The following is a 25727-nucleotide window of genomic DNA, read 5'->3' as shown; positions in this document are numbered from 1 at the left end:
GCACAAGGTATTCGGAGGCGCGCGGTGACCAGTCAGCAAGAGGACATCACAACCAGGGACCCGGCACCGGAGCCATCGGGGGATGCGTTCGGGCACATCGAGGTTCGCGGCATCGACTTCGTCCCCCCGCAGGAGCGCCGCGGCACGCCGCGTGAGCTGTTCACCATCTGGGCGGCGTCCAATGTCGCGTACATCTACATCGTGCTGGGCGGCACGGCGCTGCTGCTCGGCCTGTCGCTGTGGCAGGCGCTGGCGGTCGTGGTGCTGGGCAACCTGTTCTGGCTCGGCGTCGGCGCGCTCGCGGTCAGCGGCCCCGCGGCGGGCACGCCCAGCGTGGTGATCATGCGCTCCATGTTCGGCATTCGCGGTAACCGGCTCTTCGGCGCGGGGCTCAACTGGCTGATCGCCATCTCCTACGAGGCGATCAACCTGTCGTTCGGTTCGCTCGCGGCGTTCGCGCTGGCCGGGCACCTGGGCGTGACGGTGTCGACGCCGGTGAAGCTGGTCATCGTCGCGGTCATGGCGGTCGCGACCTTCACGATCAGCATCTACGGTCACGCGACGATCGTGCGGCTGAGCCCGTTCTTCACCGCGGCCCTGGTGCTCTGCTGTGTGCTGCTGGGCGTCTTCGTGTTCGGCCACGCCAAGTTCGATTACGTTCCCGCGCAGCCGCTCACGGGGTCCTCGCTGTGGTCGGCGCTGCTGGTCGGGATCGCACTGGTCGCGTCGGCTCCGCTGTCGTGGACCGTCGGCGCGGACTACGCGCGCTACCTGCCCGAATCGGTGTCGAAGCGCGCGGTGATGGGGTGGACCGCACTCGGCGGGTTCGTGCCCGCGGTCGCGCTGGGCGTCATCGGCGTCGTCGCCGGGACCAGCGTCGACATGACCGATCCCCAGACCTCGCTGAAGGGCATCCTGCCCGGGTGGTTCTACCCGGTGTTCCTGGCCGTGATCGTCGTCGGCGCGATCACCACCAATGTGCTCACCACCTACTCGTCCGGCCTGTGCCTGCAGGGACTCGGCGTGAAGATGCGGCGCTCGCAGACCGTGTTCATCGACGGCGTGCTCGGCGGCGCGATCACCTTCTACGCGCTGTTCATCGCCGAGGACTTCCTCGCGACCCTGAGCCGGTGGCTGGAACTCACCGTCGTGGTGCTGGGGCCGCTGGTCGCCATCTACGTGACGGATATCGTGTTGCGCCGCAACCGGTATGACGGGGTGTCGCTCAACGACGAACACCCCGGCAGCGCGCAGTGGTACACGGCGGGCTTCAACCTCGCCGGTGTCACGGCCATCATCGCCGGCGGCATCTCGGCGGGGCTGTGCATCCACACCACCTCGTGGGAGGGACCGGTGGCCTCGGCCCTCGGTGGCGCCGACCTGTCGGCGCTGGCCGGGCCGGCCGTCGCGGCCACCGTCTACGCCGTGCTCAGCCGCACGCTCTACCGCTCGCGGATCGCGACGGCCGAGATCGACGCGTGAACAACCGGCGGGTCGCGGCGCCTGTCGGTGACCGAAAAGTCGTGAAGGGAACCATGATTACCGAACAGAGTGCAGCGACCCGCCCACTACGCATTGCGATCGTGGGGGCGGGACCGGCCGGGATCTACGCCGCCGACGCGTTGATGAAATCCGATGGGCACGCCGGGTTCGACGGGGTGAGCATCGACCTCTACGAGCGGATGCCCGCGCCGTTCGGGCTGATCCGGTACGGCGTCGCGCCGGATCACCCGCGGATCAAGGGGATCATCACCGCCTTGCACAAGGTGCTCGACAAGGAGCAGGTGCGGCTGCTGGGCAATATCGACTACGGGGTGGACATCACCCTGGAGGATCTGCGTCGGTTCTATGACGCGGTCATCTTCTCCACCGGTGCGAATGCCGATCGCGCACTGGATGTTCCGGGGATCGACCTGGACGGGTCCTACGGTGCGGCGGACTTCGTGTCCTGGTACGACGGGCATCCGGATGTGCCGCGGACCTGGCCGCTGGAGGCGGAGAAGGTCGCGGTGCTCGGGGTCGGCAATGTCGCGCTGGATGTGGCGCGGGTGCTGGCCAAGACCGGGGACGAGCTGCTGCCCACGGAGATTCCGCCGAACGTCTATGCGGGTTTGCGGGCCAACCAGGCGCTGGAAGTGCACGTGTTCGGCCGCCGCGGTCCCGCCCAGGCCAAGTTCACGCCCCTCGAACTGCGCGAACTCGACCACTCCCCCACCATCGAGGTCATCGTCGACCCCGAGGACATCGACTACGACGAAGGCTCCGAAGCCGCGCGCCGCACCTCCAAGCAGGTCGACATGATCTGCAACACCTTGGAGCAGTGGGCTATTCGCGATGTCGGCGACCGCCCGCACAAGCTGTTCCTGCACTTCTTCGAGAACCCGTCGGAGATCCTCGGCGAGAACGGCAAGGTCGTCGGTCTGCGAACGGAGCGCACCGCACTCGATGGCACCGGGAAGGTGAAACCGACCGGCGCATACCGTGATTGGGACATCCAGGCCGTCTATCGCGCGGTCGGCTATCTCTCCCAGCCGGTTCCGGGCCTGCCCTTCGACGAGGACAGCGGCACGGTCCCCAATACCGCGGGCCGCATCCCCGGCCTGGCCGCCACCTATGTCACCGGCTGGATCAAACGCGGCCCCGTCGGCCTCATCGGCCACACCAAGGGCGACGCCAACGAGACCATCGCGTGCCTGCTCGACGACGCCCCTGCCTTCACCCCCGCCGCCCAGCCCGACCCCGATGCCGTCATCGAATTCCTGGAACGCAAAGGCATCCCGTTCACCACCTGGGCGGGCTGGTACCGCCTCGACGCCCACGAACGCGCCCTCGGCGAACCGCAGGGCCGCGAACGCGTCAAGGTCGTGGAGCGCGACGAGATGCTGGCCGCCTCCGAACCCGGCAAGAAGACAGGAACCGCTGTGCCCACCACGCGAATCACGAAGGTCCTGGTAGCCAATCGAGGCGAGATCGCCGTGCGGGTGATCCGGGCCGCCAAGGACGCCGGAATCTTCAGCGTCGCGGTGTATGCCGAGCCCGACGCCGACGCGCCGTTCGTGAAGCTCGCCGACGAAGCCTTCGCCTTGGGCGGGCAGACTTCGGCGGAGTCCTATCTGGTGTTCGACAAGATCCTGGATGCCGCCGCCAAGTCAGGCGCCGATGCGATCCACCCCGGCTATGGGTTCCTGTCGGAGAACGCCGATTTCGCGCAGGCTGTGATCGACGCTGGGCTGATCTGGATCGGTCCGTCGCCGCAGTCGATCCGGGATCTGGGTGACAAGGTCACCGCCCGTCACATCGCCGAGCGTGCGCAGGCGCCGATGGCCGCGGGTACCAAGGACCCGGTGAAGAACGCTGATGAGGTGGTGGCGTTCGCCAAGGAGTTCGGTGTGCCGGTGGCCATCAAGGCCGCGTTCGGTGGTGGTGGTCGTGGCATGAAGGTCGCGCACACCATCGAGGAGATCCCGGAGCTGTTCGAGTCCGCGACTCGTGAGGCGATCGCGGCGTTCGGTCGTGGTGAGTGCTTCGTGGAGCAGTACCTGGACAAGGCCCGCCATGTCGAGGCCCAGGTCATCGCCGACCAGCACGGCAATGTCGTCGTCGCTGGTACTCGTGACTGCTCGCTGCAGCGCCGCTTCCAGAAGCTCGTGGAGGAAGCCCCCGCACCCTTCTTGTCCGATTCCGTGCGGTCCCAGATCCACGAGTCGGCGAAGCAGATCTGCCGCGAGGCAGGCTATTACGGCGCGGGCACGGTCGAGTACCTCGTCCAGGGCGACACGGTCTCCTTCCTCGAGGTGAACACCCGCCTCCAGGTGGAACACCCGGTCACCGAGGAGACCGCCGGAATCGACCTGGTGCGTCAGCAGTTCCGTATCGCCGAGGGCCACGCCCTGACCCTGACCGAGGATCCGGCCCCGCGCGGCCACTCCTTCGAGTTCCGCATCAACGGTGAGGACGCCGGTCGCGGCTTCCTCCCCGCACCGGGCCCGGTCGTCACCTACCGCGAACCGACCGGTCCCGGCGTCCGCGTCGACTCCGGCGTGGTCGAGGGCTCTGTCATCGGCGGCCAATTCGACTCCATGCTGGCCAAACTCATCGTCACCGGCGAAACCCGCGACCAGGCCCTCCAACGAGCAGCCCGCGCCCTCGCCGAATTCCACATCGAGGGCCTGGCCACCGTCCTCCCGTTCCACCGCCACATCGTCACCAACCCCGCCTTCATCGGTGACGGCGAGAAGTTCGAGGTCTACACCAAGTGGATCGAGAACGAGTGGGACAACCCGATCGAGCCCTACACCGGCGCTGTCCCCCTTGAAGAGGACGAAGAGGCCCCGCGCCAGAAGGTCGTCGTCGAGGTCAGCGGCCGCCGAGTCGAAGTCTCCATCCCCGCCCAATTCTCCGCCTCCGCCGCCACCCCGATCCGCAAGAAGTCGAAGCCCCGCAAGCGCGGCGGCGCGGGCGCGGGCACCGCCTCCGGCGACGCCGTCACCGCCCCCATGCAGGGCACAGTCGTCAAGGTGGCCGTCGAAGAGGGCCAATCCGTCGAAGCGGGCGACCTCGTCGTGGTCCTCGAAGCCATGAAGATGGAGAACCCGGTCACCGCCCACAAGTCCGGCACCATCACCGGCCTCACCGTCGAGCCCGGCAGCGCCATCACCCAGGGCACCGTCCTGGCCGAAATCAACTAACCCCGGGCACGGCCCCGGCACCCAGCCGGGGCCGTCTCCCTCCCCCACAAAACCCGTTTCCATTTCCAGCCCCCACCCTGCTAAAGTTCCTTCCCGCAACGAAGTAGCAAGCGCCATTAGCTCAATTGGCAGAGCAGCTGACTCTTAATCAGCGGGTTCGGGGTTCAAGTCCCTGATGGCGCACCACAAATACCTAACGCGAGGTCAGACCGCCGAGGGCGTCTCGAGCCGGGGCGTAGCCGGCTCGAGCGGATTTGAGGTAAACGCGTTTCGCGGCGTCGGTGCGCCCGAGGGATTTCCATTGGTCACCCAGGGCTTTCAGCGCGACCATGTCGCCGTCTTGTTCGACCTCGCGGTAGAGGAGTTCGGCTCGGTCGCCCTCGCCTCGGGCCTCATGAACCGTTGCCAAGTGCACCTTTCCGAGAGTGTGGCCATTGTCGATGTAGCGGCGGTACCAGTAGGCGGCCTGGCTGAGGTCACCGGTCTTCATGCACATATGGCCCAGGGTCAGCATCGAGAGTGTTTCGCCGCGCTCGGCGGCCCGCCGGTACCAGCGTTCGGCTTCCGCTCGGGCGCCCCGGTTTTCGAGAAGTCGCGCCAGGAAGGACATGGCGAGGGCGTCGTTCATGGCCGCGGCTTGGCGGAGCAGTCGTTCGGCTTCGCCGATGTCGCCGCGCTTCTGATGATCACGGGCCCGGGCCAGCAATTGGCTGACATCGCCGCGCCTGCGGCCGGTGCCCGACGATCGTGAATTTTCTCTGGGGACTTCAGATTTCGTCGCTAGGTCCGGCGGTGCCGGGGCCGTGAGCATGGCCAGTGCGTGCGGGATGGACGGACGTGACTCGGGCCGTTTGTCCATCAGCCGGGTAATGAGCTGACCGAGTTGCCCGGCATGCACCGGCGAGGGAACCGCACCGAACATGACCGCTTTCATGGTTCCGTGAATGGTGTCACGACGGAACGGCGAAACCCCTTCCACCGCGTGGTAGAGCGTGACGCCGAGGGCGTACAGGTCACCGGCGGGTGTGTCGTCGCCGTCGACGCGTTCGGGTGCCATGTACTCGAACGAACCGATGAGCGCCTCCTTGGCGGTCAGCGTGTGATCGGAGTGATGGCGGGCGGTTCCGAAATCCGTGAGCAGCACCTCGCCACCGGCGGCGAGCAGAATATTGCCCGGCTTGACATCGCGGTGGACCACGCCGGCGTCATGGGCGGCCCGCAGGGCCTCCAGTAAGGAGGCGGCGACGGTGGCGGCTTCCGCGACGTCGACCGGCCCGTCGCTGTCGATGCGCTGCTTCAATGAGCGGCCGGCCACCAGGCGCATGACGATCCAGGGCGTCCCGCTGTCGGTGACGACATCGAGGACACCGACGATATTCGGATGATCGCGCAGCCGCCCGGCATTGCGTGCCTCACGTTCCGCCCGCGCGACCCGCTCCGCGTGCTGCGCGCTGGATTCGGCCTGCGGGAGCAGCACTTCCTTCACCGCGACATCCACCCGCGACCGCTCGTCGCGTGCCTTCCAGACGGTCCCGAATCCGCCACTGCCCAGCTTCTCGATCAACCGGTAGCGGCCGCCGAGAACCCAGCCCGGTCGTCCCAGCGAAGACATGACTGCTCCCAGCGGTTCTGTGCCCCAGCAACATTCGGAGTCAGTCAACCGTACTCGAATACGGGTGCCCACGGAGCCCGCAACCAGACGGTCAGATCGCCCTCGCATCCATGAGACCCGACGGCAGTCCCCCGTCATAGACGGCGAGTATGTCGCTCGCCTTCGACAGTGTGTCGACGATGGATCGGGCTGGGCTGCGGTACAGCTCCGGATAGTCGACTTCGCCGAGCCGAGGGTCCACCCAGATAGGCATCGGGACTCAACGACGACACCGGCGAAAACGACATGACTGAACCTTAGAGCGAACCCACGACCGGCCCTATTCGCCAGTCTGACCGTCGAGTCGTTCTCGGAGCAGGTCGGCATGGCCGTTGTGGCGGGCGTACTCCTCGATCATGTGGGTGAGGATCCAGCGCACGCTGTAGCCGTCATCGTCGGACTGGTGATCGCCGACCGTGTCGAGTGATTCACAGCTGTCCACAATCTCCCGCGAGCGAGCGCACTCCTCGTGCCACAAGCGAAACGCCTCATCGACGTCCGCATCGTCGACGTCGAAGTCGACATCCTCCGACCGCTCGTTACCCCAGTAGAACGCGGGCGCATCCACACCCCCGAGCGTGCGGGCGAACCAGCCGCGCTCCACGTCGGTCATATGACGCACGAGGCCGAGCAGCGACAGCTTCGACGGCGACACCGCCCGCCGCCGCAACTGTGCGGCCGGCAGCTCCGAACACTTCCACGCCAACGTATCTCGCTGAAACTGCAGAAAACTGGTGAGCGTCTCGCGTTCTCCGGCAATCTGAGGCGTCTCGGCCCGCTGGCTCGACTTCATCCGGCCATTCTCGCCCGTTCGAGCGCCACCCGCCCGAACCTTCCCCGAAAATGCCGAACGGCCCGAGATCCCCTCGGGCCGTTGATCTTCGCCGCTACTTGACCGAGTTGGCCAGCTGATCGGCGTACGGGGCAATGAACTTTCCGACGATCGGTAGCGGCGCACGCACACCGCCGGTGTTGTTGGCCTGAACCATCGCCATGATCCACACGACGAGCGCCAGGAGTCCGACCACGAGCCCGGCGAGGCTGAAGATGATCCCCAGCGCCCCGAGCAGCGACCCGACGATGCTCAGAACGAAGTTGACCACCGACACCGCCCCGAAGAACACGATCGACTGCGAGGCATGGAATTTCACATCCGGATCCTTCTTCCCCACGAACAGGAAGATGACCCCGGTGAGCCACCCCAGCGCGTAGGACAGAATCGCACGGGTCTTCTTGTCCAACCCGGTGGACTGCGGCTGGTTTGCGGAAGGCTGAGAAAATGTCATGCCGTAAGTAAATGCCGCCCCCACCCCCTACCGATCCCAACTTCCTGCCGAACCCGCAGGTCACAGGCCAGCGAACGGCTGCGACGCCGGCAGCCGGAACTTGGCGATGTATGCGCGGGCACGTGGCCGCGGGTCATAGATGAACTCCGCTGGGCTGCGATGCCAGTGCCGCGCACAGAACTCGTCAAGATCCATTTCGATTGGCCGCGAGCGATAGTCCGCGCCGGGCTCTGCCGCCTGGCCGGCCCCTGGTAGTTCGCCCACAGGTGTCCATCCGCTGTGGTCGAAGGCCCAGATGCCGTCACCGGCGTAAACATGGCTCGGATCGTCAGCCATACACGGCCACAACCCGAACGCGGCGAAGCGGCCCCGATGCTGTTCGAGGAAGACGTAGGCCAGGATGTGGCAGGCACCGGCAGCAAAGAACCATTGGTCGTCTCGATGCCACGCGAGATCTTGGTCGAATCGTTCCAGCGGCGTGCGCCTGAACTCCGAGCACGGAATGTACATGGAGCCAGCGTGACCGACTCAAACCAACCCCAGCTCAAATCGACAGCACCAGATTGCTTCCATCGCACCGCGCTGGCCGGTTCGGTCAGCGCGGTATGCGGTGCGGGCTCAGGCGGTCATCGCAACACTTCGTCGAGTGCTTCTGATGGTGTGCGGAATCCGAGGGTTTGTCGAGGGCGTCCATTGAGTTCGTCGGCGATGGCATCGAGATCGGCTTGGCTGTAGGTGCGCAGGTCGAGGTGGCGGGGAAGGTATTGACGGAGCAGGCCATTGGTGTTTTCGTTGCTGCCGCGCTGCCAGGGGCTTTTCGGGTCGCAGAAGTAGACCGGGACACCGGTGGCGACGGTGAAGGCGGCGTGTTCGGTCATCTCGATGCCTTGATCCCAGGTCAGAGTGCGCCGTAATGCGATCGGTAAGGTGCCGATCCTGGCGGCGAGTGCGGCCGCGACGAGGTCGGCGCGGTGCCCTTCGGGCAACGCGACCAGCATGAGGAACCGGGTGGAGCGTTCGACCAGGGTGGCGATCGGAGACATTCCCCGACCGAAGACCAGGTCGCCTTCCCAATGCCCCGGCACCGCTCGATCGGCGGCCTCGGCGGGGCGTTCGCTGATATTGAGCACGCCGCGGCGCTGTCCGCGTCCGTCGGGCTGGCGTGCTGCGCGGGGCCGGCGCATTGCGCGGTGGCTGCGCAGATACCGGGTCAACTCGTGACGCAACTCGCCACGGGCCTGAATGAACAGCGAACGATAGATCGTCTCGTGCGACACATAACCCATGCTGGCCTGTGGATTTCGGCGCAGCCAGCCCGCGATCTGCTGCGGCGACCAATGTTGAGTGAGTCTGTCGGCCACCCACTGCGCCAGCTGCGGATTCTTCGACAATATGGTCGGTTTCGGTCTCACCGCCCGAGCCCAGGCCGCCCGGTCGGCGGCAAGAGCCCGATAGGCCAAGCGTCCACCTCGACCGGCGACCTCACGCGAGATCGTCGACGGCGCCCGCCCCAGCTGCCGGGCAATGGCGCGCAGCGATTCGCCGGCGGCCAACCCTCGCGAGATCTCTTCTCGCTCGGCCAGACTCAGTCGAATCGTGTTCCGAAGCCGCGGTGGGCGACGCACCCCGCCGCATCGTTTGAGTAGCTCGCGCACCGTCGAGGGATGCCGACGCATCTCCCGAGCCAGCACCTTGATCGCCTGGCCCGATCGCCACCGCCGCCACACCTCCTCGACCTCGGCTTCGGACAACGGTGTTCTCTTCTCCGACAACGGTCTTGTCGAGGCCATCGCGCATCACATCCTCGTTCACCAGGACCAACTCAGTGTTGCGCTAACCCATTGAGACCACAGGCATGAGCGGATGTCTGTGATGCTGGGTGTCTTGGACGGAGTGAATGACTGCTCGAAGCTAAAGTCGGATTCATGAAAGACCGACCCGTTCTCGTCGTGGCCTTGATCGGGGGCTTCATCGGCGCAATGCTGTCGAGTCCGTTCGCCGTGTACTTCGGCTTCGGCACTCCTGCGCTCGCTACCGCCATTGTCGGGGTGGGAATCTTGCTGGCTGGAGGCATCATGTTCGGCGGCCTCTGCGCTGCACTGGCATGGGCCGTCAGGTCTGATCGGCGCAACGGTGGTTACCGCTGTCGCGGTGAGCGCCGGGCATAACTTTCGAAGCTACGGTGCGGCCAGCAGCCGTAGAGGACGCGGTAATCGGCATTTATGGTGCGTACCGGTGTTCCGCGACGGCGCGAATCCCATTGAAGGACAACGAGCGATGTCTGACAGTAACGAACCCGCAGTGCGCTACTACGCATTGATCGATGACGAGAGAGGCTACCCCGATGGCTGGCGCGCGCGTCGGATTACCGGGCTTGTGCGCCGGACCGCCACCCGACCTGTGCCGACCGACGAAGCGCTTGGCAGGGACTTCGAATGGTCTCCTACCGAGTACCTCCAGCGCTACAACCCCGGAACGGACGAGCCTCACGAGGAGATCTCCGCCGAGTCAGCCGAGCGATTGATAGAGAGTTGGCGCGCCTCGTGGACGAGCCGCGAGGCCGAACGCGCACGCCCCGAGTCAAACCCACCCATCGACGATGCACAAACCTGATCGGCTTGGGGCGCGGACAAACCGGCCGGGCATGGGAGCCGTTCCCGACTCAGCTGTCCCAAGTCCCATCGACCGATCGGTCGGCACCCACCTCGCAACGGAGCTCCACGCCGTACCTGGTCCATGTCTCAATTCCCGCAGTGGCAAGAGCCGCCCGGTCAGCGGCATGAGCGGATATCGTGCAGGACCTAGGATTCGATCACTCGGTCAGCGTGGCCAGTACCGCGGAGGTGTCGTGGTAGTACGGGCGAAACTCGGTGATCAAGCCGTCTCGAAAGCTGATCCATTGCAGTAGTGACGTTTTCAGTGTTCGGCCGGTGCGTCGTGCGCGCAGTCGGCCGCGGCTGTAGACCACGACCCGATTCTGATCGCTGAGGAACTGCTGTTCGTCGAACCACAGACCGTCCCAGTTCTCGCCCATGGCGGCTATGAACTTCCGGAAGCCCTCGTGCCCACGCCATTCGCCACCGTAGGGCAGACTGGATGCCTGGTACATAACGACGTCCGAGGCCAAGTGCGCAGCCATCTGCTCGAACTCGGCGCCCTCGGTGAGGTACGCGGCCTCGGCCGCATAGAAGGCCTGCATAGTGGTCATCACATCAACTGACATTCTCCCGATCCTCACAGCGACTGATCCTCCACGCTGGCGGGATTCCGACTTCGCGATTCGAAAGCGGTGTCAGTGCCCAGATTCACGCTCATCGGCATGAGCGAACGTTCGACGATCGTGCCCGAGGCTATGACCTGCTCGCGCGCGGCCGCATGACGAACGTCTGTGTAGTAGACCGTGCCGAACGCGATGTCGGAGTATCGATCCCAGTGAGCGCGCCCGTGCCGACCGCAGAGCAGGCTGTCCCGTTCGTCGCCCCGGTACTCGATGACGACGACTGGTTTGCTGGAGGTGAAGTCATCGATCGCCTTCCACTGCTCGTACGGATCGGTGTAGCGATCGAACTTGATCCACCTAGCAGGCATATTCGTGGCACCTCTGTTTGCATGGGGCCGCTGGCTTCCAGCGCCTGGCGGCGGGTCCGTGGCGGTGGGCTGGCCTGCTGCTCCATTCTCGAGTGGTTTCAAGCAGTTTCCTGACTCGGAGGCACCGAAAATGGAGCAAAAGGCCAGCTTCGACCTCCGTCACAGGGTCGCTGGTTCGATCCGGCTAGAAGACCAACCTGACCGATAGGACGAAAACCATTGCTGCGTAAGGGCGGTCAGAGTTGTGTGTGCCCGGAGCCGGTGAGGATGATCAGGGGCATCATCAGAACACCGAGAATGTCGTTTCCGGTGCACTGGGCCGAGGCGCTGGAGCTGCCGGTCGGTTGGCTGCCGCAGTTCTGGACCGTCATGGACTTGGTCGACGAACCCTGTGTGGCGGTGAGGCTGTAGACGCCTTCGGGGAGCTTCGAGCGATAGACGTACTGGATGGTCCCGGTGCCGGCCGTGGATCCGGCTTGCGGGGTGAACGTGCCGACGTTCAGCCCGCCCAAGGTGACCGTGACCGGCGCCAGGGCGTCCGCGCCGCTCGTGGACACGAAGATCGTGCAGGTATTGCCTGCCCCTTCACATCCTCCGATGCCGGTGTCGATCTGTGTCAGATTCACATTGTCGACCGTGGCCGACGCCGATGCCGCCGCGACGACCGGTATCGCCAGCATGGCCACCGTGGCGGCGGCCCAACTCAATTGCTTCATCTGTACTTTCCCGTTGGAGTGGCGTTGCCGGCACCTGAGTGCCGCTCCGACGGTAACCGCGTGGCGAGGCCCTGCGCGTACGAATTGAAATGCCGGTACTTCAACCTCGCAAGGTGGCGATGGCTTTCTCGATGCGGCGTTGGCGGGTTTCGGGCTTCTTGGCGCTGTCGATGGCGTGGACGTGTTCGCGTTTGCGGCTGTGGGAGAGGTTGTCGTAGGCGGCGCGGGCGAGGGGGTCGGCGTCGAGGGCTTGGGCGAAGTCGTCGGGTTCGACGATCACGCGGGGCTCGGTGTCGAGCTCGATCTCTACTTCGACTTCTTCGCCGATCTCCACCCCTGTGGCCTTGCGGTTGGCGTTGCTGAGGCCGAGGAGGTTTCGGCCGCGGAGGATGGCTACTCGGCTCTTCCAGGAGTGGCCGTTGAGGGTGATCGTCACGGGCGGGCGGGGGCCGCCGCCGAGCGCTTCCACCACTTCGGGGGGAACCTCCAAGCCTCGCATGGGCTCTGGCGGCTCGACGATGGCTCGAAACTTCATGGTGGGTCTCCCGTTGCTCCGGCTCCGATGGCCGCTCCCATTTCCTACACCAAGATCATCGCGGAGCCTCGAAGCGCTGGGTCCCGCGCCGCGCCGGGCACTCTCACCTCTGGATTGTGTTTTCCTGAGAACAGGGGCGGTGTGTGCGACAGTCGGATCGATGGTCGTCCCGTACCTGGGAGGAGTCGGCAGATGACCGATGATCACACGGTGGTCGGCCGGGTGGTCGCGATTCTGGACGCGGTCGCCGACGCGCCGGCACCCTTGCCGCTGCGCGAGCTGACCCGGCGGACCGGGATACCGAAACCCACCGTCCGGCGGATCGCCAACGACCTGGTCGCGCGGGGCATGCTGGTGCGCACCGAGGACGGCTACTGGGCCGGGTCACGGCTGATGAACCAAGGGCTGCAGTCCGCCTACCAGCAGCGGATGCCAATGACCGTGCAGCCGTATCTACAAGAGCTGCACTATGTTTCGCGCGGTGAGATCGCCTGGTACGCGACGGTGCACGATGGCAGTCTGGTGACGGTCGGCGCCGCTTTCGGACCGCGGTACGCGGCCGCCATGCAGCGCGGATGGTGGCCCAATCTCGAGATGTTCGGCAACAGCGCGGTGCTGTTCGCCTCGGGTCGGCTCCAGTTCGCGCACGCGCCGGACCGCGCGGACCGGGTGCTGTCCACCGGGTGGAGTCCGATGACGCCGCAGTCCGTGACCGATCGGCACACCATGACCGACCTACTGAAACAGGCCTACGACACCGGATACACCGAGGAACAGGAGCAGGTCGCGCTCGGATACCGGTGCGCCGCGGCCGCATTGCGCGACGACGCCGGTCGGCTCACCGGCGTGGTGGGTGTCACCGGCTGCACGAACTCGGTGACCGCCGCCGACCTGCGGACCGCGCTGTCGAAATCAGCCGACGGTCTCGAACGCGATATCCGCGAAATCGTCGGAAGGGTGCCAGACCCCGCCACAGTGCTGCCGTCCTATCTACGACTCCGATCCGGGGTCGGATACACCTGGCCCGCCTTGCCCACGGCTACCCGAGTCACTGAATGACACGGTGTGGTGCGCTGCCGCCCGGTGCGGCCGATACTCGTGCTGCGCAGCGCAATTCACCGCCGATACACCGGCGGCGACGGAAGCCGATGCGCCACACCTGAGAATCCGTGGGGGAGGTCGCGGTGTCCATGACGACCGATAACGCTCTGGTGCAGTCCGTTTGGCCACTGATCGGGCGGACCGAGGAACTGCGCCGCGCCCAAGCGGCGGTACGCGGCCCGCGCGCCGGGGTCGTGCTCGCGGGCGCGTCCGGGGTCGGCAAGAGCCGGCTCTCCAGGGAACTACTCGAAACGCTCTCCGGCCGCTACGAGGTGCGCTGGGCCGCCGCCACCGCCTCGGCCCGGTCACTGCCGCTGGGCGTCTTCGCCGAATGGGTACCCGCCACCGCGGGCACCGATCCGATCCGACAGGTCCACGCCGTGGTGAACGCACTGTCGGCGAGCCCGGAGAATCGGCCGGTGATCGTCGGCGTCGACGACGCCCACCTGGTCGACGATCTGTCGGCGCTGGTCCTGCAACAGCTCGTCGATCGCCGAGCCGCCCGCCTGGTCCTCACCGTGCGATCCGGGCAACCCGCCCCCGACGCCGTCGTCGGCCTGTGGAAGAACGAGCGGGTGGAGCGGCTCGAGGTGCTGCCGCTGGCCCGCGAGGAATCCGACCGCCTGGTGGCCCGGGTGCTCGGCCAGCCGCCGGATCCGCCCACCGCACACCGGCTGTGGCAGCTGACGCGCGGCAATGTGCTGTTCCTGCGTCATCTGGTCGAGCAGGAGCGGGAGGCCGGACGGCTGCTGACCCGGCCCGGATCAGCGGTGTGGACCGGCAATCCGGTGATCTCCGGCACCCTCGGCGAACTGATCGACGCGCAGATGGGCTCGCTGTCACCGGAATTGGCGCTGGTGGTCGACAGCGTCGCGGTCAGCGAACCGGTCGACGCCACCGTCCTCGTCGACGTCGTCGACGAACTGGCGTTGGATCTCGCGCTCGCCCGCGGACTGGTTCGCATCGACCACACCGGCCGCCGCGAACTGGTGCTCCTGGGCCATCCCCTCTACGGGGAGATTCGCCGGGACCGCACCAGCCCGGCTCGGCTGCGACGCCTGCGCGGCCGGATCGCCTCGGCCGGCGGCACGGTCGCGGCCGACGGGCCCACCGCACTGGTCCGGCAGGCGCTCATGGCGCTGGACTCCGATCTGCCACCGGATTCCGGATTGTTCACCGCCGGCGCCGGCGCCGCGATGCAGCTGCTGGACGGTGCCGGCGCGGCACGGCTCGCCGGAGCCGCGCGGGTGGCGGGCGGCGGCTACGACGCGATCCTGCTCGAATTGTCGGCCACCCAGTTGATCGGCTCCCCGGAGAACGTGGAGAGCCTGGTCGCCGACCTGGATCCGGACGAGATCGGCATCGGGCCCTGGGAAACCGCCGACCTGGTCGTGCGCCGGGCCGCCAACCTGACCTACGGCGCCGGCGAACCCGCCCGAGCCGCCGAGATTCTCGCCGCCGCCCGAGCCGAACTCCCCGCCGCCTGCGCACCCGTGCTCGACGCGTTCGCGGCCGGAGTCGACGCCATGGCGGGCCGACTCCCCACGGACGCGGTGGCCGGTCTGCCGGACCACCCGGAGCTCCCGGACTTCGCGCGCCTCACCGGGCTGTGCGCGTTGTTGACGATCCACGCGTCGACCGGCGATGTCGCGGCGGCGGACGCCGTCGCCCAACGCGGCGCGCAACTGCTGAACCGGTCCGCCGCCGCGGCCCCGCTGGTGTTCTTCCTGACCTGGCATCACCTGCGCGCGCTGCTGCTCGCCGGGCGGCTCGCGGCCGCCGACCGGATCGCCGAGCGGATCGAGATCCGCACCGTGGGGCTCCCCGCGCTGTTCGGCCGATTCGCCGTGCAGCTCCGCGGCCACGCCGATCTGGCCTCGGGCCGCCTCGGCACCGCCGTCCCCGCGCTGCGCCGGGCAGTGGACGTGTACGCCCGCGACGGTTCGAACGCGTTCGGGCTCATCGACTCTCGGATCGATCTCGCCACCGGGCTGGCCATGTCGGGGCACGCCGACGAGGCCGACGCCGTACTCGCCGAGCTGACCGCCGAACCGAACCCGTTCCCGATCCTCGACCCGCCCCTGCTGCTGGCGCGGGCGTGGACCGCCGCCGCGCAGGGGGCCAGGACCGTAGCCGTCGACACCGCCCGGGCCGCCGCCGGGCGCGCGGCCGAATTACACACTCCCGCACAGGAAGTGGTCTGCCTACAGGTCGCCACCCGATTCGGAGACCGTGGCGCGGCCGCACGCCTGACCGAACTCGCGACCCTCGTCGGCGGCCCCCGGGCCGGGACCGCCGCCGCGCACGCCCGGGCCTGGGCCGCCGGGGACGGTGAGGGCCTGCTGGCCAGCGCGGCCGACGCGGAGGCGGGCGGCGACCGGGCCACCGCGATCGACGTGGCAGCCCAGGCCGCGGCGGTCTTCCGCCGCCGCGGCCTGCGCGGATCGGCGATGTCGGCCTTGGAACGCGCACACCGGCTCGCCGACGAATGCGCCTTCGCCACACCGGCTCTCAACGCGGCGGACGACCGGTCCACCCGTACGGACCGGCAGCGGGAGATCATCGCGCTGGTCGGTGAAGGCCTCACCAACCGCGAGATCGCGGCCCAGCTGAACGTCTCGGTCCGCACGGTGGAGGGACACCGCTACCGCGCCGCCCGCCGCCAGACCGGAAGTGTCGGCGCCACGCCGGGATTGGCGTAGTGGACTACCCCAGGCGGGCCGCCCGACCGGGCGCACCATCGAACGGTGAACGATTCGGTCGACCCACGTGAGGCCGCGCTCCGGCGGTTGCCCACCGCGTACTCGCTGGCGCTCCGGCTCCGCGAGGCCGGGGTGGAACCGGACCTGATCTGTGAATACCTCGGCATCGAACCCGAGGCGCTCGCCCCGCTGCTGGACATCGCGGAGGCGAAACTCACGTGTGCGCTCCAACCGGACGGATCGAGGGAGACGGCCTGGGAATTGGAGTAGCGCACTACGCCAGCCCGCGACGGCGCGGGCACGCACGATGAGGTCGGTCCCGTCCGAGGGCCACAGGACGAGGCGAAAGCGAGGCGGCGTGCTAGGACCGCTGCTGCCCGGCGATCCGGGCCGGATCGGGCCGTTCGTACTGCACGGACGGCTCGGCGCCGGCGGGATGGGCGTGGTGTACCAGGGTTTCGGGCCCGACGGCACCGTCGTCGCGATCAAAGTGCCCAAGCCCGAACTCGCGCACGATCGCGAATTCCGGGCCCGCTTCCGGCACGAGGTGGCCGCCGCCCGCCGAGTGCACGGCGACTTCGTAGCCGAGGTCGTGAACGCCGACGTCGACGCGCCCCGGCCGTGGATGGCGAGCGCGTTCATCGGCGGGGAACCCCTCCAGGACGTGGTGGCCCGGCGCGGGCCGCTCACCGGCAGCGCACTCGACGAGTTCACCTCCGGACTGGCACAGGCGATCGCGTCCGTGCATCGGGCCGACGTGGTGCACCGGGATCTCAAGCCCGGCAACATCCTGCTCACCCTCGACGGGCCGAAGATCATCGACTTCGGGCTGGCCTTCACGCCGGACAGCACCCGGATCACCGCGCCCGGCGTGGTGATCGGCACGATCGCGTGGATGGCCCCGGAACAGTTCGGGACCGGGGACGCGGGGCCACCGGTCGACATCTTCGCGTGGGGCACGTGCGTCGCCTTCGCCGCGACCGGCCGGATTCCGTTCAATGGCGAGAACGTCTCGTCGGTGATGGTCCGGATCGTGCGCGGCACACCGGATCTGGACGGGCTGAGCGGCAAGTACCAGAGAATGCTGGCGGTCAGCCTGAGCAAGGATCCGGAACTGCGGCCGACCGCCGAGGACCTGGTGACGGCCTTCGCGCGGCCGAGTCCGCCACGCCGCCCGATGCCCGCCACGCCGCCGGATCATGTCGTGATCGATTCCAGACCACGGGATTCCGAACCTACCGAGCTGGCCGACCCGTGGCTCACCTACCTCGCTCCCGCCGATCTGCCGGACACGGTCCCGGTTCCGCTCCCCCACACCACCCTCCTGAATCCGGCTCGCCGCACCGATCCCACCGTCGTGCACACCGATCCCACCGTGGTGCACAGCGCCCCGCGACCACCCGCACCCGATCCCGCGGCGACCGTGCCGTCCACCGTCGTCACCGATGACGGTCCTTCCCAGCCGATTTCGTCCCAGCGGCTGCGGCCATCGCATGCGACCGACCGGTCGGGCTCGGCATCGCGGCAGCGGGCACGCCGCAGCCGGGTGCCGACCTACCTTCCCCTGGCGTGGATTTCGCTGATCCCGCCGCTCGGCCTGCTGTTCGGACCGGCGGCGCTCGTCCAGGCGACCCGAGCGCGGGTGTACGCCCGCCGGGCGTATGCCGAACCGCCGCAGCGAACCCGGCTCGCGACCCTGGTGGGCGTGGCCGGGCTGCTCGTCGGGGTACTGAGCGTCCTGGTGGCGCTCCGGCTGCTCACCGGCCACTGAATCGTCAGTTCCGGCGTCGTGGCGGGTCGTCAGCCGTGCATCACGATCCCGAGAACCACCAGGATGATCAGGGCGGCCAGCGCCGCCGCCAGCAGAACCGGCACCAGCTTCGACGCCCGGTCGGAAGCCTCGACCGGCAGATCCTGGACTGCGGCAACAGGTTCCGCCACCGTGGTCATCTCGGCGAGGTGCGCGACGCGCATGGCGGGCGACCAGCGTTCGAGCAGCACCGTGTCGGTGCGCCGGAACGTCCCCCCGTCCGGACGCACCACCGACTGCCAGGCCCGCGCCAGCGACCGCAGGTCGGCCGAGGTCAGCGCCGGCGCCGGCGCCGGCGAGGTCAGCAGGGCATCGATGGCTTCGAAATCCGACATCGGCAGCAGCTGGCCGAAGCGCCCGTAGTCGATCCGGTCGGCCGCCAGATCCTCCGCGAGGCAGCGGATCGCGAGCAGTGCGAACTTGAACAGGTCGGTGGTCGGCGTGAAACCGTCCCCGTTCGCGTACTGCGGCCGCCAGGGCAGCGGATCCAGATTCGGCATGGCGGAATGGCCGTCGATCAGGAACGAGTCGCAGTCCAGGAAGTAGTTCTCGGTCACGACCGGCTGCCCGGCGGGCGCGGCGCCGGTGACGAGAATATTGTTCGGCTGCAGATCACCGATCACGATCCCGTTGTCGTGCAGGAAGTCCAGATCACCGAGCAGCCGCCCGAGCCGGGCCAGCTTGTGCGGGAAGTCGTAGTACTCGAATCCGCGCCGCGTCGCCACCTGCTCCGGCACCGCCAACCGAGTGAAATGCCTCGGCTTCCAACCGCTTCCGGGATTGTGGAAGTACATGGCCGGGGCCTCGGGCAGCACCACTCCGACGATCTCCGCGCCGTCGGTGACGACGGCGCTCGGCCACGCGCATCGGGCCAGCAGTCGTTCGCGGTCCTCGGGGGCCAGCCGCCGCGGCCAGGCCACCAGGGTCCGCAACCGGTCGCCGTCCAGGTCGGCGCGGGCCTCGTCCCGGAATCGCTTGAATACCAGGTGGTCCCGATCCGGCACCGTGCACCGCCAGATCTCCGCCGCGCCGCCCTCCCCCAGGGGCCCACCGGGATCCAGGCGCAGGCTGCGCAGTCGGTACCACGCCTGGCCATCGGTGGATTCGGCCGCAGTCATCGACACCCCGGCTATCGGCCGACCGGCCAGGCCGCGACGATCGTCCGGTCGTCGTGCAGGCCGGGCAGCTGGAAACCGACGATCTCGGCGAAGACGTGCTCGGCCGGCGCGGGGCCCGCGAGCTCCGGGAGGATCGTCGAAAACTGCTGCGGCACCAATCGAATCGCGTCCGCCATACCGTCGCTCGCCAGCACCACCATGCGCCGGCCGGACAACACCTCGGCGCCGGTGACCAGGCGGTCGGCATTGCGCGGCAGTGACGCGGTGACATTGCTGACCCGGCCGCCGGACTTGGTGTCGTTGCGGGTGAGCCAGTTCGTCGCCCCGGTACCGAGATCGACGGTGAGCGCGTCGCAGTCACCGACCGCTGCCCACAGCATCGGATAGCCGCCGGGACCCACCGGACCCAGCGCGGCGAAGGTCAAGGTGCAGGCCGGAACCGAGGTCCGCTTGCCCTCCGCGGTGCCGTGCGGATCGCGATAGCCGATCTCGGCCGCCAAGCGGGTGAGGTCCTCGGCGCCCAGATTGCGCGCGACCTCGGCGGCGACGTCGCGCGCGAGCACGGACCACTGCGCGGCCACATCTCCGGGACGGTACCCGGGCACGCGCTTGTGCAGGGCCTCGATGGCGACGCGGCACGCCCGCTGCGCCGCGACATGCGAATTCTCCGCGGAACCGAGGCCGTCCGCGACCGCCAGGAAGACCCAATTGTGGTCCGGTGCACCGCCGATAGCGTAGGCGTCCTCACGGGTGTGCCCGTTTCGCGCGTGCTGCAATCCGACCTGGGTCGCGGCATAGACCTCGAAACTTCCGCTTCGACCGCGATCCACGGTCAATCCGCTGACACCGGAGGTGGTGACCGCCGCCAACTCGACCGGCCGGGCGGCCTTGGCGACCGGAGGCGGTTCGGCCGCGGAAGGCCGCGGGGTCTCCCCGGGCAGGGAACCGGAGGCCGGAGCCGGACTCCGATCACCGATGGCGGACAACACCACTACCGCTCCTCCCGTCACCAGGGCGGCCGCGGCGGCCACCAGCGCCGCCGGGAGCAGCCCTCGGTCCGCGGTGCGCGGCGGGTCCGCCAGCACGAGCATCACGTCGCCGTTGTTGCCCGTTCGGCTCAGATACGCGGCCGGGTTCTTCTGGGTAGAGCTGATTCCGAGTGTCACGCACGGCACATCACGGCCGTTCGGCGGTCTATCCGCCCGGTTCGGATTCGGAAAGACCAGTCCCACAACGCCGCCGGGCAGCCCCGGAATCTCGCCCGCCGCTGTAGTGGTCGAAGGCTGGCCGTTCGGATTGCTCTCCGTGGACCCCGCCGGCGGCACCGAGCCGGCCGGGCAACCGCTGACCGGCGGGCGACTCGCAGCCGCGGATACGGCGCTCTGGTCCACCGGTTTCGGCGAGGAATCACCGAGCCACTGGACGATCAGCGCCACCAGGAAGAAGCCGATCGTCGCGACCAGCACCACCAGCGACGTCGTGTGCACCCGCGCGAACCGCCGCCGCAGACCGGGTCGCCTCGGTCGAGTCATCGAATTCCTCACTCCAGCCGCCGCATTCCCGCGGGTGTGCGGAACAGGAAGGCTCCCTGTCCCACGCTGCTGCTGATCGAGAACTTGATGCTGTTGATGATGGCGCGCAACAGATCTCCCGGCGCCACGCCGCCCGTCGCCACACAGGCCGCACCGACCGGGTCGATCGACCGCAGCTGCCGCACCGTGCCCTCGGTGACCTCACCGATGCCCAGGGCCACCACCACCGGCCGGAACGGATGTCCCGGCGCCTCCAGCGCGTGCCGGACCGGCAGCCACACCTCGTCCCGCTGCAACTGGCCGTTGACCTGTGGATTCCCATCGGTCAGGAAGAACACGACCGGCGTGTAGGACTGCAGTCCCGCACGGGCGAAACGCTGCTGATCATCGCGGAGCATCCGGTTCAGGAACGAGAACACCTGGGCGTAATCGGTCGAGCCCTGCCTGGGCAGGCGCGGTAGCGCCGGATCGGACCGCAGCGGGGTCAACGGGAGCACCGGGACCGGGGAATCGCCGAACGCGATCACACTCAGATGCGCGGTGTCGTAGGTGGTCGGGTCGTCCGCGAGCACACCCAGCATGTCGGGCAACGACTGCTCGATGGTGTCCAAGGGCGTGATCGGCTGTCCCGGATTGAAATCCGGATCCCACATCGACCGCGAGACGTCGCACACGATGTAGAACGGGAACACCCGGCGGGCGCTGACACCGGCCTGGGTCACCCCGAAACGAGATTCGCTACGCATCACACCACCGCCGCCACGGCCTCATGCCCGAGTCGCCTTCCCGCGCCACTCGGCGCGCCTCTTCGTCGACCATGCCCCCGATCGCCGACGGCGGCGGAGGTAGCGGACTACTCGATTTCGGGACGGCGACTACTCCAGCCCGAACCGATCCGTGCCGACCGGCAGGCACCGGAAATGAGGTAGCGCACTACCTCCGTATCCGGACAGGGACCGGCCCACCATGGGTCATGGCCGTGAACCGGCCGGGGAGGAACCCGGGATGCCACAGGCGAACTCGCACCGCCGCCATCGATGCCTCGACAGTGCCCGGCTGCTGCTCGCCGTCGTCGCGGTCCTGCTGTGCGTGGGCACCGGCTCGGTCGCGATCGCCGCTCCGACAACGACTCCCAGCTCCCCGTCGGTGCCGCCCCAGGGCGGCGGTACCCACGACGGACCGGGCCCGTCACTCATCGTCCCGGCGACCGCGCGGCGTGGAACCACGATTTCCGTCTCCGGCGACAACTGGGTCTGCACCAGCGATCTCACCCTGACCACGAGTTGGTCGAGCAGCGCAACCACGAAGGTGACGAACTACTCCTTCGCAACCCGCCTCGCGATTTCCGATCACGTGCCGCTCGGGCCGCAGACAGTCACCGCCACCTGCACCTACGTGAATGTGCGAACGACGGCGCCCGGGTATGCGGCACCCTGCTGCTCGGACACCATCACCCGCAGCGCGCCCATCACCATCCAAGCGGCGCACGTGGATCCACCGGTGCCGAACGGGCCCACGGGCGGCAACCACGGCGGAACACCACCGCAGGTCGAAATAGCGCCGCCGCCCAGCTCGACCGACGCGGGCGGGCCGGATTCCACCCCGCCGGTCGTGCCGGCGGCCGTGATCGGCGTCATCGCCGTGGCCGGAATCGCCCTGACCTCCGTGATTGTCCGGCGCCGCCGACCCGCCGCCCCGCAACAGCTCTACCAGCAGCCGCCGCATCGGGCGTCGGCCCGTCAGCCGACGGTCCGAGTGTCGGTCTCACCGGATATGAACCCGCAGACGGGCATTCGCGAGATCGGCCGTCCGACACGTCCGCTCACCGTCCACGTCCGCATGCACCTCGGCACACCCGAGGTATTCGTCAGGGAGCTGTCACGATGACCACCCCGTTGATCTCGGCGCGGACGGTGACACTCGGCTACTCGGCGCCCGCCGCCGACGACCTCGCGAACTACCTGCGTTCCAGCGGAATCGACCGCATCGCGCTGCGCGGAGCGATCGCGATCACCGAGCCGCTGCGCACGGCGGCCCTCGCCGAGATCGCCCAGGCGATCGACGGGTTGCTCAATATCAGCCTGGCACAGGTCGCTGTCGAGGGCTGGTGCCGCTACGACAAGCTGCTCCGCGCCGCGGATCGCACCCGCCGCGGCGGCAGTTCCGAGAAGGTCCCGCTGCTCGAACACGAAATCTCGCACACCTACCACCCGGCCCTCGAGGTCTATGTGGATGACCAGCAGGTCAGCAGATTCGAGATCACGGTCGACATCTCGCTGCGCGTGTTGCCGCTCGAGGCGACCGTGCGCGGCGGCAGACTCGTCGAACTCGGCCCCGGTGACTGCACCGCGACCGTATCGATCGGCACGCCGGACCTCGGGCCGATCTTGGTGCGGGACCACACATTCCAGACCTCGAGGGCCTTCGACCTCCGTCGCCCGATAACCCTCTCGGGCCCGAGCCCTCGAACCGGCACCCCACGCCCGCGGTAGCGATCCGAAAATCTAGCAACGCTAGACAGGCCCTGCGATCAGTGTTACCGTTGCTCCAGAATCTAGCGCTGCTAGATTCAAGGTAACCGACGAGGAGTAATCGCCATGAGCTTCACCACCAATGAACAGAAGTTCCTCGCTGAGGCCGGGCTCGGTCGACTGGCCACGGTGTCGCCCGACGGGGTCGTGCAGAACAACCCGACCAGCTACCGGGTCAACGCCGACGGCACCATCGACATCGGCGGCATGCGAATGGTCGCCACTCGAAAGTACCGCAATATCCAGGCCGGCAGCCGCGTGTCATTCGTTGTCGACGAACAGGTTTCGCTGGACCCGTACGAGATTCGCGGCATCGAGGTCCGCGGCACGGCCGAGACGATCGAAGACATCGATCCCCCGTTCCCGGTCCAGGAACGCGCCATCATCCGCATCCACCCCGAACGCATCATCTCCTGGGGCATCGACGGCGCCTCCTTCGACTTCACCAGCCGCCGCGCCGAGTAATCAGGCGGCGGAGGCGATCCCCTCGCCGCCCGGCGGGACGGGGGTTGGGTCGGTACGATCCTCTCGCGGTTCATCGGGGGTGGATCGCCCCGGTGGGTCCGGGAGTTCGAGAGTGAGTCGACGTGACCAGCGAGCAGTTTCAGTCCAATCCGAAGCCGGAGGCTTACGATCCGTTCAGGGGTGGGCCATTCCAATCGGCCGAACCACCTCGGACCGTGATGTATGCGTACTACCTGATGCTGACCAATGCCGTGCTGACGGTCGTCGGGATGGTATACGGCGCGACCCTGCTACCGGAGATTCGCCGGGAAGCGCGGGAAATGGAAGCCGGCAGTCTGACCGGCAGCACGCTCGAGACCATCGTCACCATCGGCATCGGTATCGGGTTTGTGATCTCGGTGATCACCGTTGTGCTGTGGATCTGGATTGCGTTCGCGAGCCGTGCCGGGAAGAACTGGGCGCGGATCACCGGAACGGTCCTGTTCGGCGTGGACACGCTCAGCATTCTGTTCTCGATAACGTCGGACAGCAGCACCGTGCCCACGATCGTCATCAACTCCCTCAGCTGGGTGATCGATCTGGCGATCGTAATCCTGTGGTGGGGTACACAATCCAGCGCCTACTTCCGCCCCGCCCCGGAGAGCACGCCGCCCTCCCCCGGTCCGGGTCAACCCGGCCCCTGGAATTATTGACCGAGCCCTCGTCATGCCCCGGCAATCACTTGCCGGGGCATGACGCGTTTCAGTGGGTCATCGGGGCGCCCAGGCGATTTCCACACCCATTGTCGCTCAGTGCCTTTCGTATCAGTCGGTGGCGAGCGGGACTTCGCCCGCGGTCTGGCTGTAGCCGTTCGAGGCGGGCCGCATCGACTCCAGGGCAGGGTCCTCATCGACGACCGGTTCCGAGGTTTCGGGTTCCTGGTACAAACAGGATTTGGAACGCCAGATCATGAGCTCTCTTCCACGGCCGCGCGCACGGCGCGGATCAATTCGGTTACTCGGGGTTCCGACGCCCGCGCGGTCCAGACCACCGCCGCGTCGATGGGCGGCGCGTCGGTGATCGGGACCACGCTGGTGGCGGGGTCGGCGTAATGGCGGCCCAGGGACTCCGGTGCGAGCCAGATGCCCTGCCGCCGGGCGGCGATGATCGGCCCGTCCGCGGTGTCGAGGACCGTCGGCTCCGGACGTCCGGCGGCGGGACGCAGGGCGGCGGCCCAATACCGTTCGACCGGATCGGACAAGAAGATGGCCGGGAGCACCAGGGTCTCCGCGGCCAGGTCGGCCAGCGGCAGCCGCTCCCGCCCGGCGAGCCGGTGATCTCGTGCGAGCACCGCCACCCACGAGTCCTGCCCGATCACGCTGTAGCGCAGGCCGTTTCCTTCGAGCGGCAGCCACATCAGGCCCGCGTCCGCCCGGCCCGACTCGAGTTCGCGCAGGCTCTCCGGCATCGACCGGACACTCACCAGCACCACCCGCAGCCCGGGATCGGCCTCCTCCAGCCGGTCGGCGATCCGGATCAGGAACGACGAGGTCGAACGGGGGCTGCACACCACCCGCAGCTGGTTGATCGACTGCCCCGCAACGGTATTCATCCGTGCGGACAGTTCCATCAACCCGGCCACCATCGTTTTCGCGCCGTCCGCGAAGATCTCGCCGGCAGCGGTGAGACTCACCCCTCGAGAGTCTCGCACCAGGAGCATCACTCCCAGCGCCCGCTCCAGCTGTTTGATCTGCGCGGACAGCGTCTGCTGGGTGGTGTGCAGCCGGACCGCCGCCCGCGTGATGCTGCCTTCCTCCGCGACCGCCCGGAACGACTCGAGCTGACGCATGTTCAACTCCGGCAGCACCGAGCGGGGACGGCCGTCCGGTGGCCGATCCGCTGGGTCAGACATCCCGCGGCCACCGGTGCAGCGGAACACGTTCCGCCACCGAATCTGATGTCGGAGAACCGACAACGGACGTCATTCGACAACTCCTCGAAAAGGGATCGCGACCGAACCGGTCA

General features: G+C 67.8%; 26 protein-coding genes, 1 tRNA gene and 1 pseudogene. 14 read left to right on the top strand and 14 right to left on the bottom strand.

The annotated features are described in order from the left end of the window. Nucleotides 1-24 precede the first annotated feature (24 nt). The 4 genes and pseudogenes from ACQP06_RS07475 to ACQP06_RS07460 all read left to right on the top strand — a co-directional run bounded on the left by ACQP06_RS07475 (nucleotide 25) and on the right by ACQP06_RS07460 (nucleotide 4874). The gene (locus ACQP06_RS07475; protein ID WP_433671471.1) at nucleotides 25-1482 is read left to right on the top strand and encodes a purine-cytosine permease family protein; all 1458 of its coding nucleotides are present in this window, start codon (nucleotides 25-27) and stop codon (nucleotides 1480-1482) included. A 53-nt stretch (nucleotides 1483-1535) separates the two neighbouring features. Beyond that, nucleotides 1536-2063: pseudogene (locus ACQP06_RS07470) on the top strand (FAD-dependent oxidoreductase); the annotation flags it as partial. Nucleotides 2064-2879: 816 nt separating this feature from the next. Then, on the top strand, nucleotides 2880-4688 hold the full coding sequence (locus ACQP06_RS07465; RefSeq protein ID WP_433673263.1) for an acetyl/propionyl/methylcrotonyl-CoA carboxylase subunit alpha: 1809 nt from the start codon (nucleotides 2880-2882) through the stop codon (nucleotides 4686-4688). 110 nt (nucleotides 4689-4798) lie between these two features. Then, a tRNA-Lys gene (locus tag ACQP06_RS07460) sits at nucleotides 4799-4874 on the top strand. Between the two features lie 7 nt (nucleotides 4875-4881). Here ACQP06_RS07460 and ACQP06_RS07455 read toward each other — a convergent pair. The 5 genes from ACQP06_RS07455 to ACQP06_RS07435 all read right to left on the bottom strand — a co-directional run bounded on the left by ACQP06_RS07455 (nucleotide 4882) and on the right by ACQP06_RS07435 (nucleotide 9415). Next, nucleotides 4882-6300 (bottom strand): serine/threonine-protein kinase, encoded by a 1419-nt coding sequence (locus ACQP06_RS07455; RefSeq protein WP_433671469.1) that lies wholly within the window; start codon nucleotides 6298-6300, stop codon nucleotides 4882-4884. A 319-nt stretch (nucleotides 6301-6619) separates the two neighbouring features. Further along, nucleotides 6620-7132, bottom strand: coding sequence for a DinB family protein (locus ACQP06_RS07450; protein WP_433671467.1), 513 nt, complete (start codon nucleotides 7130-7132; stop codon nucleotides 6620-6622). Nucleotides 7133-7226: 94 nt separating this feature from the next. Then, complete coding sequence (locus ACQP06_RS07445; protein WP_433671465.1) at nucleotides 7227-7625, bottom strand: DUF4870 domain-containing protein; 399 nt, start codon at nucleotides 7623-7625, stop codon at nucleotides 7227-7229. Between the two features lie 60 nt (nucleotides 7626-7685). After that, on the bottom strand, nucleotides 7686-8135 hold the full coding sequence (locus ACQP06_RS07440; protein WP_433671463.1) for a hypothetical protein: 450 nt from the start codon (nucleotides 8133-8135) through the stop codon (nucleotides 7686-7688). 116 nt (nucleotides 8136-8251) lie between these two features. Next, on the bottom strand, nucleotides 8252-9415 hold the full coding sequence (locus ACQP06_RS07435; protein WP_433671461.1) for an IS30 family transposase: 1164 nt from the start codon (nucleotides 9413-9415) through the stop codon (nucleotides 8252-8254). Between the two features lie 135 nt (nucleotides 9416-9550). Here ACQP06_RS07435 and ACQP06_RS07430 point away from each other — a divergent pair, with 135 nt between their 5' ends. Next, on the top strand, nucleotides 9551-9793 hold the full coding sequence (locus ACQP06_RS07430; protein ID WP_379277485.1) for a hypothetical protein: 243 nt from the start codon (nucleotides 9551-9553) through the stop codon (nucleotides 9791-9793). 109 nt (nucleotides 9794-9902) lie between these two features. Beyond that, nucleotides 9903-10238 (top strand): hypothetical protein, encoded by a 336-nt coding sequence (locus ACQP06_RS07425; RefSeq protein WP_433671459.1) that lies wholly within the window; start codon nucleotides 9903-9905, stop codon nucleotides 10236-10238. A 199-nt stretch (nucleotides 10239-10437) separates the two neighbouring features. Here ACQP06_RS07425 and ACQP06_RS07420 read toward each other — a convergent pair whose 3' ends face one another. From ACQP06_RS07420 to ACQP06_RS07405, 4 genes are all read right to left on the bottom strand, one after another. Beyond that, nucleotides 10438-10833: a nuclear transport factor 2 family protein gene (locus ACQP06_RS07420; RefSeq protein WP_433671457.1), complete on the bottom strand. Its 396-nt coding sequence runs from the start codon at nucleotides 10831-10833 to the stop codon at nucleotides 10438-10440. 26 nt (nucleotides 10834-10859) lie between these two features. Continuing rightward, complete coding sequence (locus ACQP06_RS07415) at nucleotides 10860-11315, bottom strand: hypothetical protein (RefSeq protein ID WP_433671455.1); 456 nt, start codon at nucleotides 11313-11315, stop codon at nucleotides 10860-10862. Between the two features lie 134 nt (nucleotides 11316-11449). Next, nucleotides 11450-11929, bottom strand: a complete 480-nt coding sequence (locus tag ACQP06_RS07410) for a hypothetical protein (protein WP_433671453.1) — start codon at nucleotides 11927-11929, stop codon at nucleotides 11450-11452. A 100-nt stretch (nucleotides 11930-12029) separates the two neighbouring features. Further along, nucleotides 12030-12464 (bottom strand): YdeI/OmpD-associated family protein, encoded by a 435-nt coding sequence (locus ACQP06_RS07405; protein WP_433671451.1) that lies wholly within the window; start codon nucleotides 12462-12464, stop codon nucleotides 12030-12032. 192 nt (nucleotides 12465-12656) lie between these two features. Between ACQP06_RS07405 and ACQP06_RS07400 the strand changes: the two genes are divergently transcribed. The 4 genes from ACQP06_RS07400 (at nucleotide 12657) to ACQP06_RS07385 (ending at nucleotide 18038) form a co-directional block, all read left to right on the top strand. Further along, entirely contained in the window at nucleotides 12657-13523 is an 867-nt protein-coding gene (locus tag ACQP06_RS07400; protein ID WP_433671449.1) for an IclR family transcriptional regulator, read from the top strand. Between the two features lie 131 nt (nucleotides 13524-13654). Next, entirely contained in the window at nucleotides 13655-16267 is a 2613-nt protein-coding gene (locus ACQP06_RS07395; protein ID WP_433671448.1) for an AAA family ATPase, read from the top strand. Between the two features lie 45 nt (nucleotides 16268-16312). Beyond that, nucleotides 16313-16537, top strand: coding sequence for a hypothetical protein (locus tag ACQP06_RS07390; protein ID WP_433671446.1), 225 nt, complete (start codon nucleotides 16313-16315; stop codon nucleotides 16535-16537). An 88-nt stretch (nucleotides 16538-16625) separates the two neighbouring features. Further along, nucleotides 16626-18038: a serine/threonine-protein kinase gene (locus tag ACQP06_RS07385; RefSeq protein ID WP_433671445.1), complete on the top strand. Its 1413-nt coding sequence runs from the start codon at nucleotides 16626-16628 to the stop codon at nucleotides 18036-18038. A 29-nt stretch (nucleotides 18039-18067) separates the two neighbouring features. Here the strand turns inward: ACQP06_RS07385 and ACQP06_RS07380 are convergent, their stop codons facing one another. Genes ACQP06_RS07380 through ACQP06_RS07370 form a run of 3 tightly spaced genes read right to left on the bottom strand, consistent with a single transcriptional unit; the run spans nucleotide 18068 to nucleotide 21473 of the window. Then, nucleotides 18068-19195 carry a hypothetical protein gene (locus tag ACQP06_RS07380; RefSeq protein WP_433671443.1) on the bottom strand — a complete coding sequence of 376 codons (1128 nt, stop codon included), beginning with the start codon at nucleotides 19193-19195 and terminating at the stop codon, nucleotides 18068-18070. 11 nt (nucleotides 19196-19206) lie between these two features. Next, nucleotides 19207-20727 (bottom strand): protein phosphatase 2C domain-containing protein, encoded by a 1521-nt coding sequence (locus tag ACQP06_RS07375; protein ID WP_433671442.1) that lies wholly within the window; start codon nucleotides 20725-20727, stop codon nucleotides 19207-19209. A gap of 8 nt (nucleotides 20728-20735) precedes the next feature. After that, the gene (locus ACQP06_RS07370) at nucleotides 20736-21473 is read right to left on the bottom strand and encodes a vWA domain-containing protein (protein WP_357090559.1); all 738 of its coding nucleotides are present in this window, start codon (nucleotides 21471-21473) and stop codon (nucleotides 20736-20738) included. Nucleotides 21474-21732: 259 nt separating this feature from the next. On the opposite strand from ACQP06_RS07370, the gene ACQP06_RS07365 reads away from it, so the two are divergent. From ACQP06_RS07365 to ACQP06_RS07350, 4 genes are all read left to right on the top strand, one after another. Then, nucleotides 21733-22614, top strand: a complete 882-nt coding sequence (locus ACQP06_RS07365) for a hypothetical protein (RefSeq protein WP_433671440.1) — start codon at nucleotides 21733-21735, stop codon at nucleotides 22612-22614. Beyond that, the gene (locus tag ACQP06_RS07360) at nucleotides 22611-23219 is read left to right on the top strand and encodes a hypothetical protein (RefSeq protein ID WP_433671439.1); all 609 of its coding nucleotides are present in this window, start codon (nucleotides 22611-22613) and stop codon (nucleotides 23217-23219) included. The genes ACQP06_RS07365 and ACQP06_RS07360 overlap by 4 nt, the downstream gene beginning before the upstream one ends. A gap of 105 nt (nucleotides 23220-23324) precedes the next feature. Beyond that, nucleotides 23325-23723 carry a PPOX class F420-dependent oxidoreductase gene (locus ACQP06_RS07355; protein WP_433671437.1) on the top strand — a complete coding sequence of 133 codons (399 nt, stop codon included), beginning with the start codon at nucleotides 23325-23327 and terminating at the stop codon, nucleotides 23721-23723. 122 nt (nucleotides 23724-23845) lie between these two features. Further along, nucleotides 23846-24415 carry a hypothetical protein gene (locus ACQP06_RS07350; protein ID WP_433671435.1) on the top strand — a complete coding sequence of 190 codons (570 nt, stop codon included), beginning with the start codon at nucleotides 23846-23848 and terminating at the stop codon, nucleotides 24413-24415. A 111-nt stretch (nucleotides 24416-24526) separates the two neighbouring features. On the opposite strand, the gene ACQP06_RS07345 is transcribed toward ACQP06_RS07350, so the two are convergent. Both ACQP06_RS07345 and ACQP06_RS07340 read right to left on the bottom strand, forming a co-directional pair. After that, nucleotides 24527-24673: a hypothetical protein gene (locus ACQP06_RS07345; RefSeq protein WP_433671434.1), complete on the bottom strand. Its 147-nt coding sequence runs from the start codon at nucleotides 24671-24673 to the stop codon at nucleotides 24527-24529. Next, nucleotides 24670-25614, bottom strand: a complete 945-nt coding sequence (locus ACQP06_RS07340) for a LysR family transcriptional regulator (RefSeq protein WP_433671432.1) — start codon at nucleotides 25612-25614, stop codon at nucleotides 24670-24672. The genes ACQP06_RS07345 and ACQP06_RS07340 overlap by 4 nt, the downstream gene beginning before the upstream one ends. Nucleotides 25615-25727: the final 113 nt, after the last annotated feature.

It is taken from the genome of Nocardia sp. CA-136227 (genome assembly GCF_050955695.1).
In the GTDB taxonomy this organism is placed as follows: Bacteria; Actinomycetota; Actinomycetes; order Mycobacteriales; family Mycobacteriaceae; genus Nocardia.
This window is presented reverse-complemented; position numbering and strand designations above follow the sequence as displayed.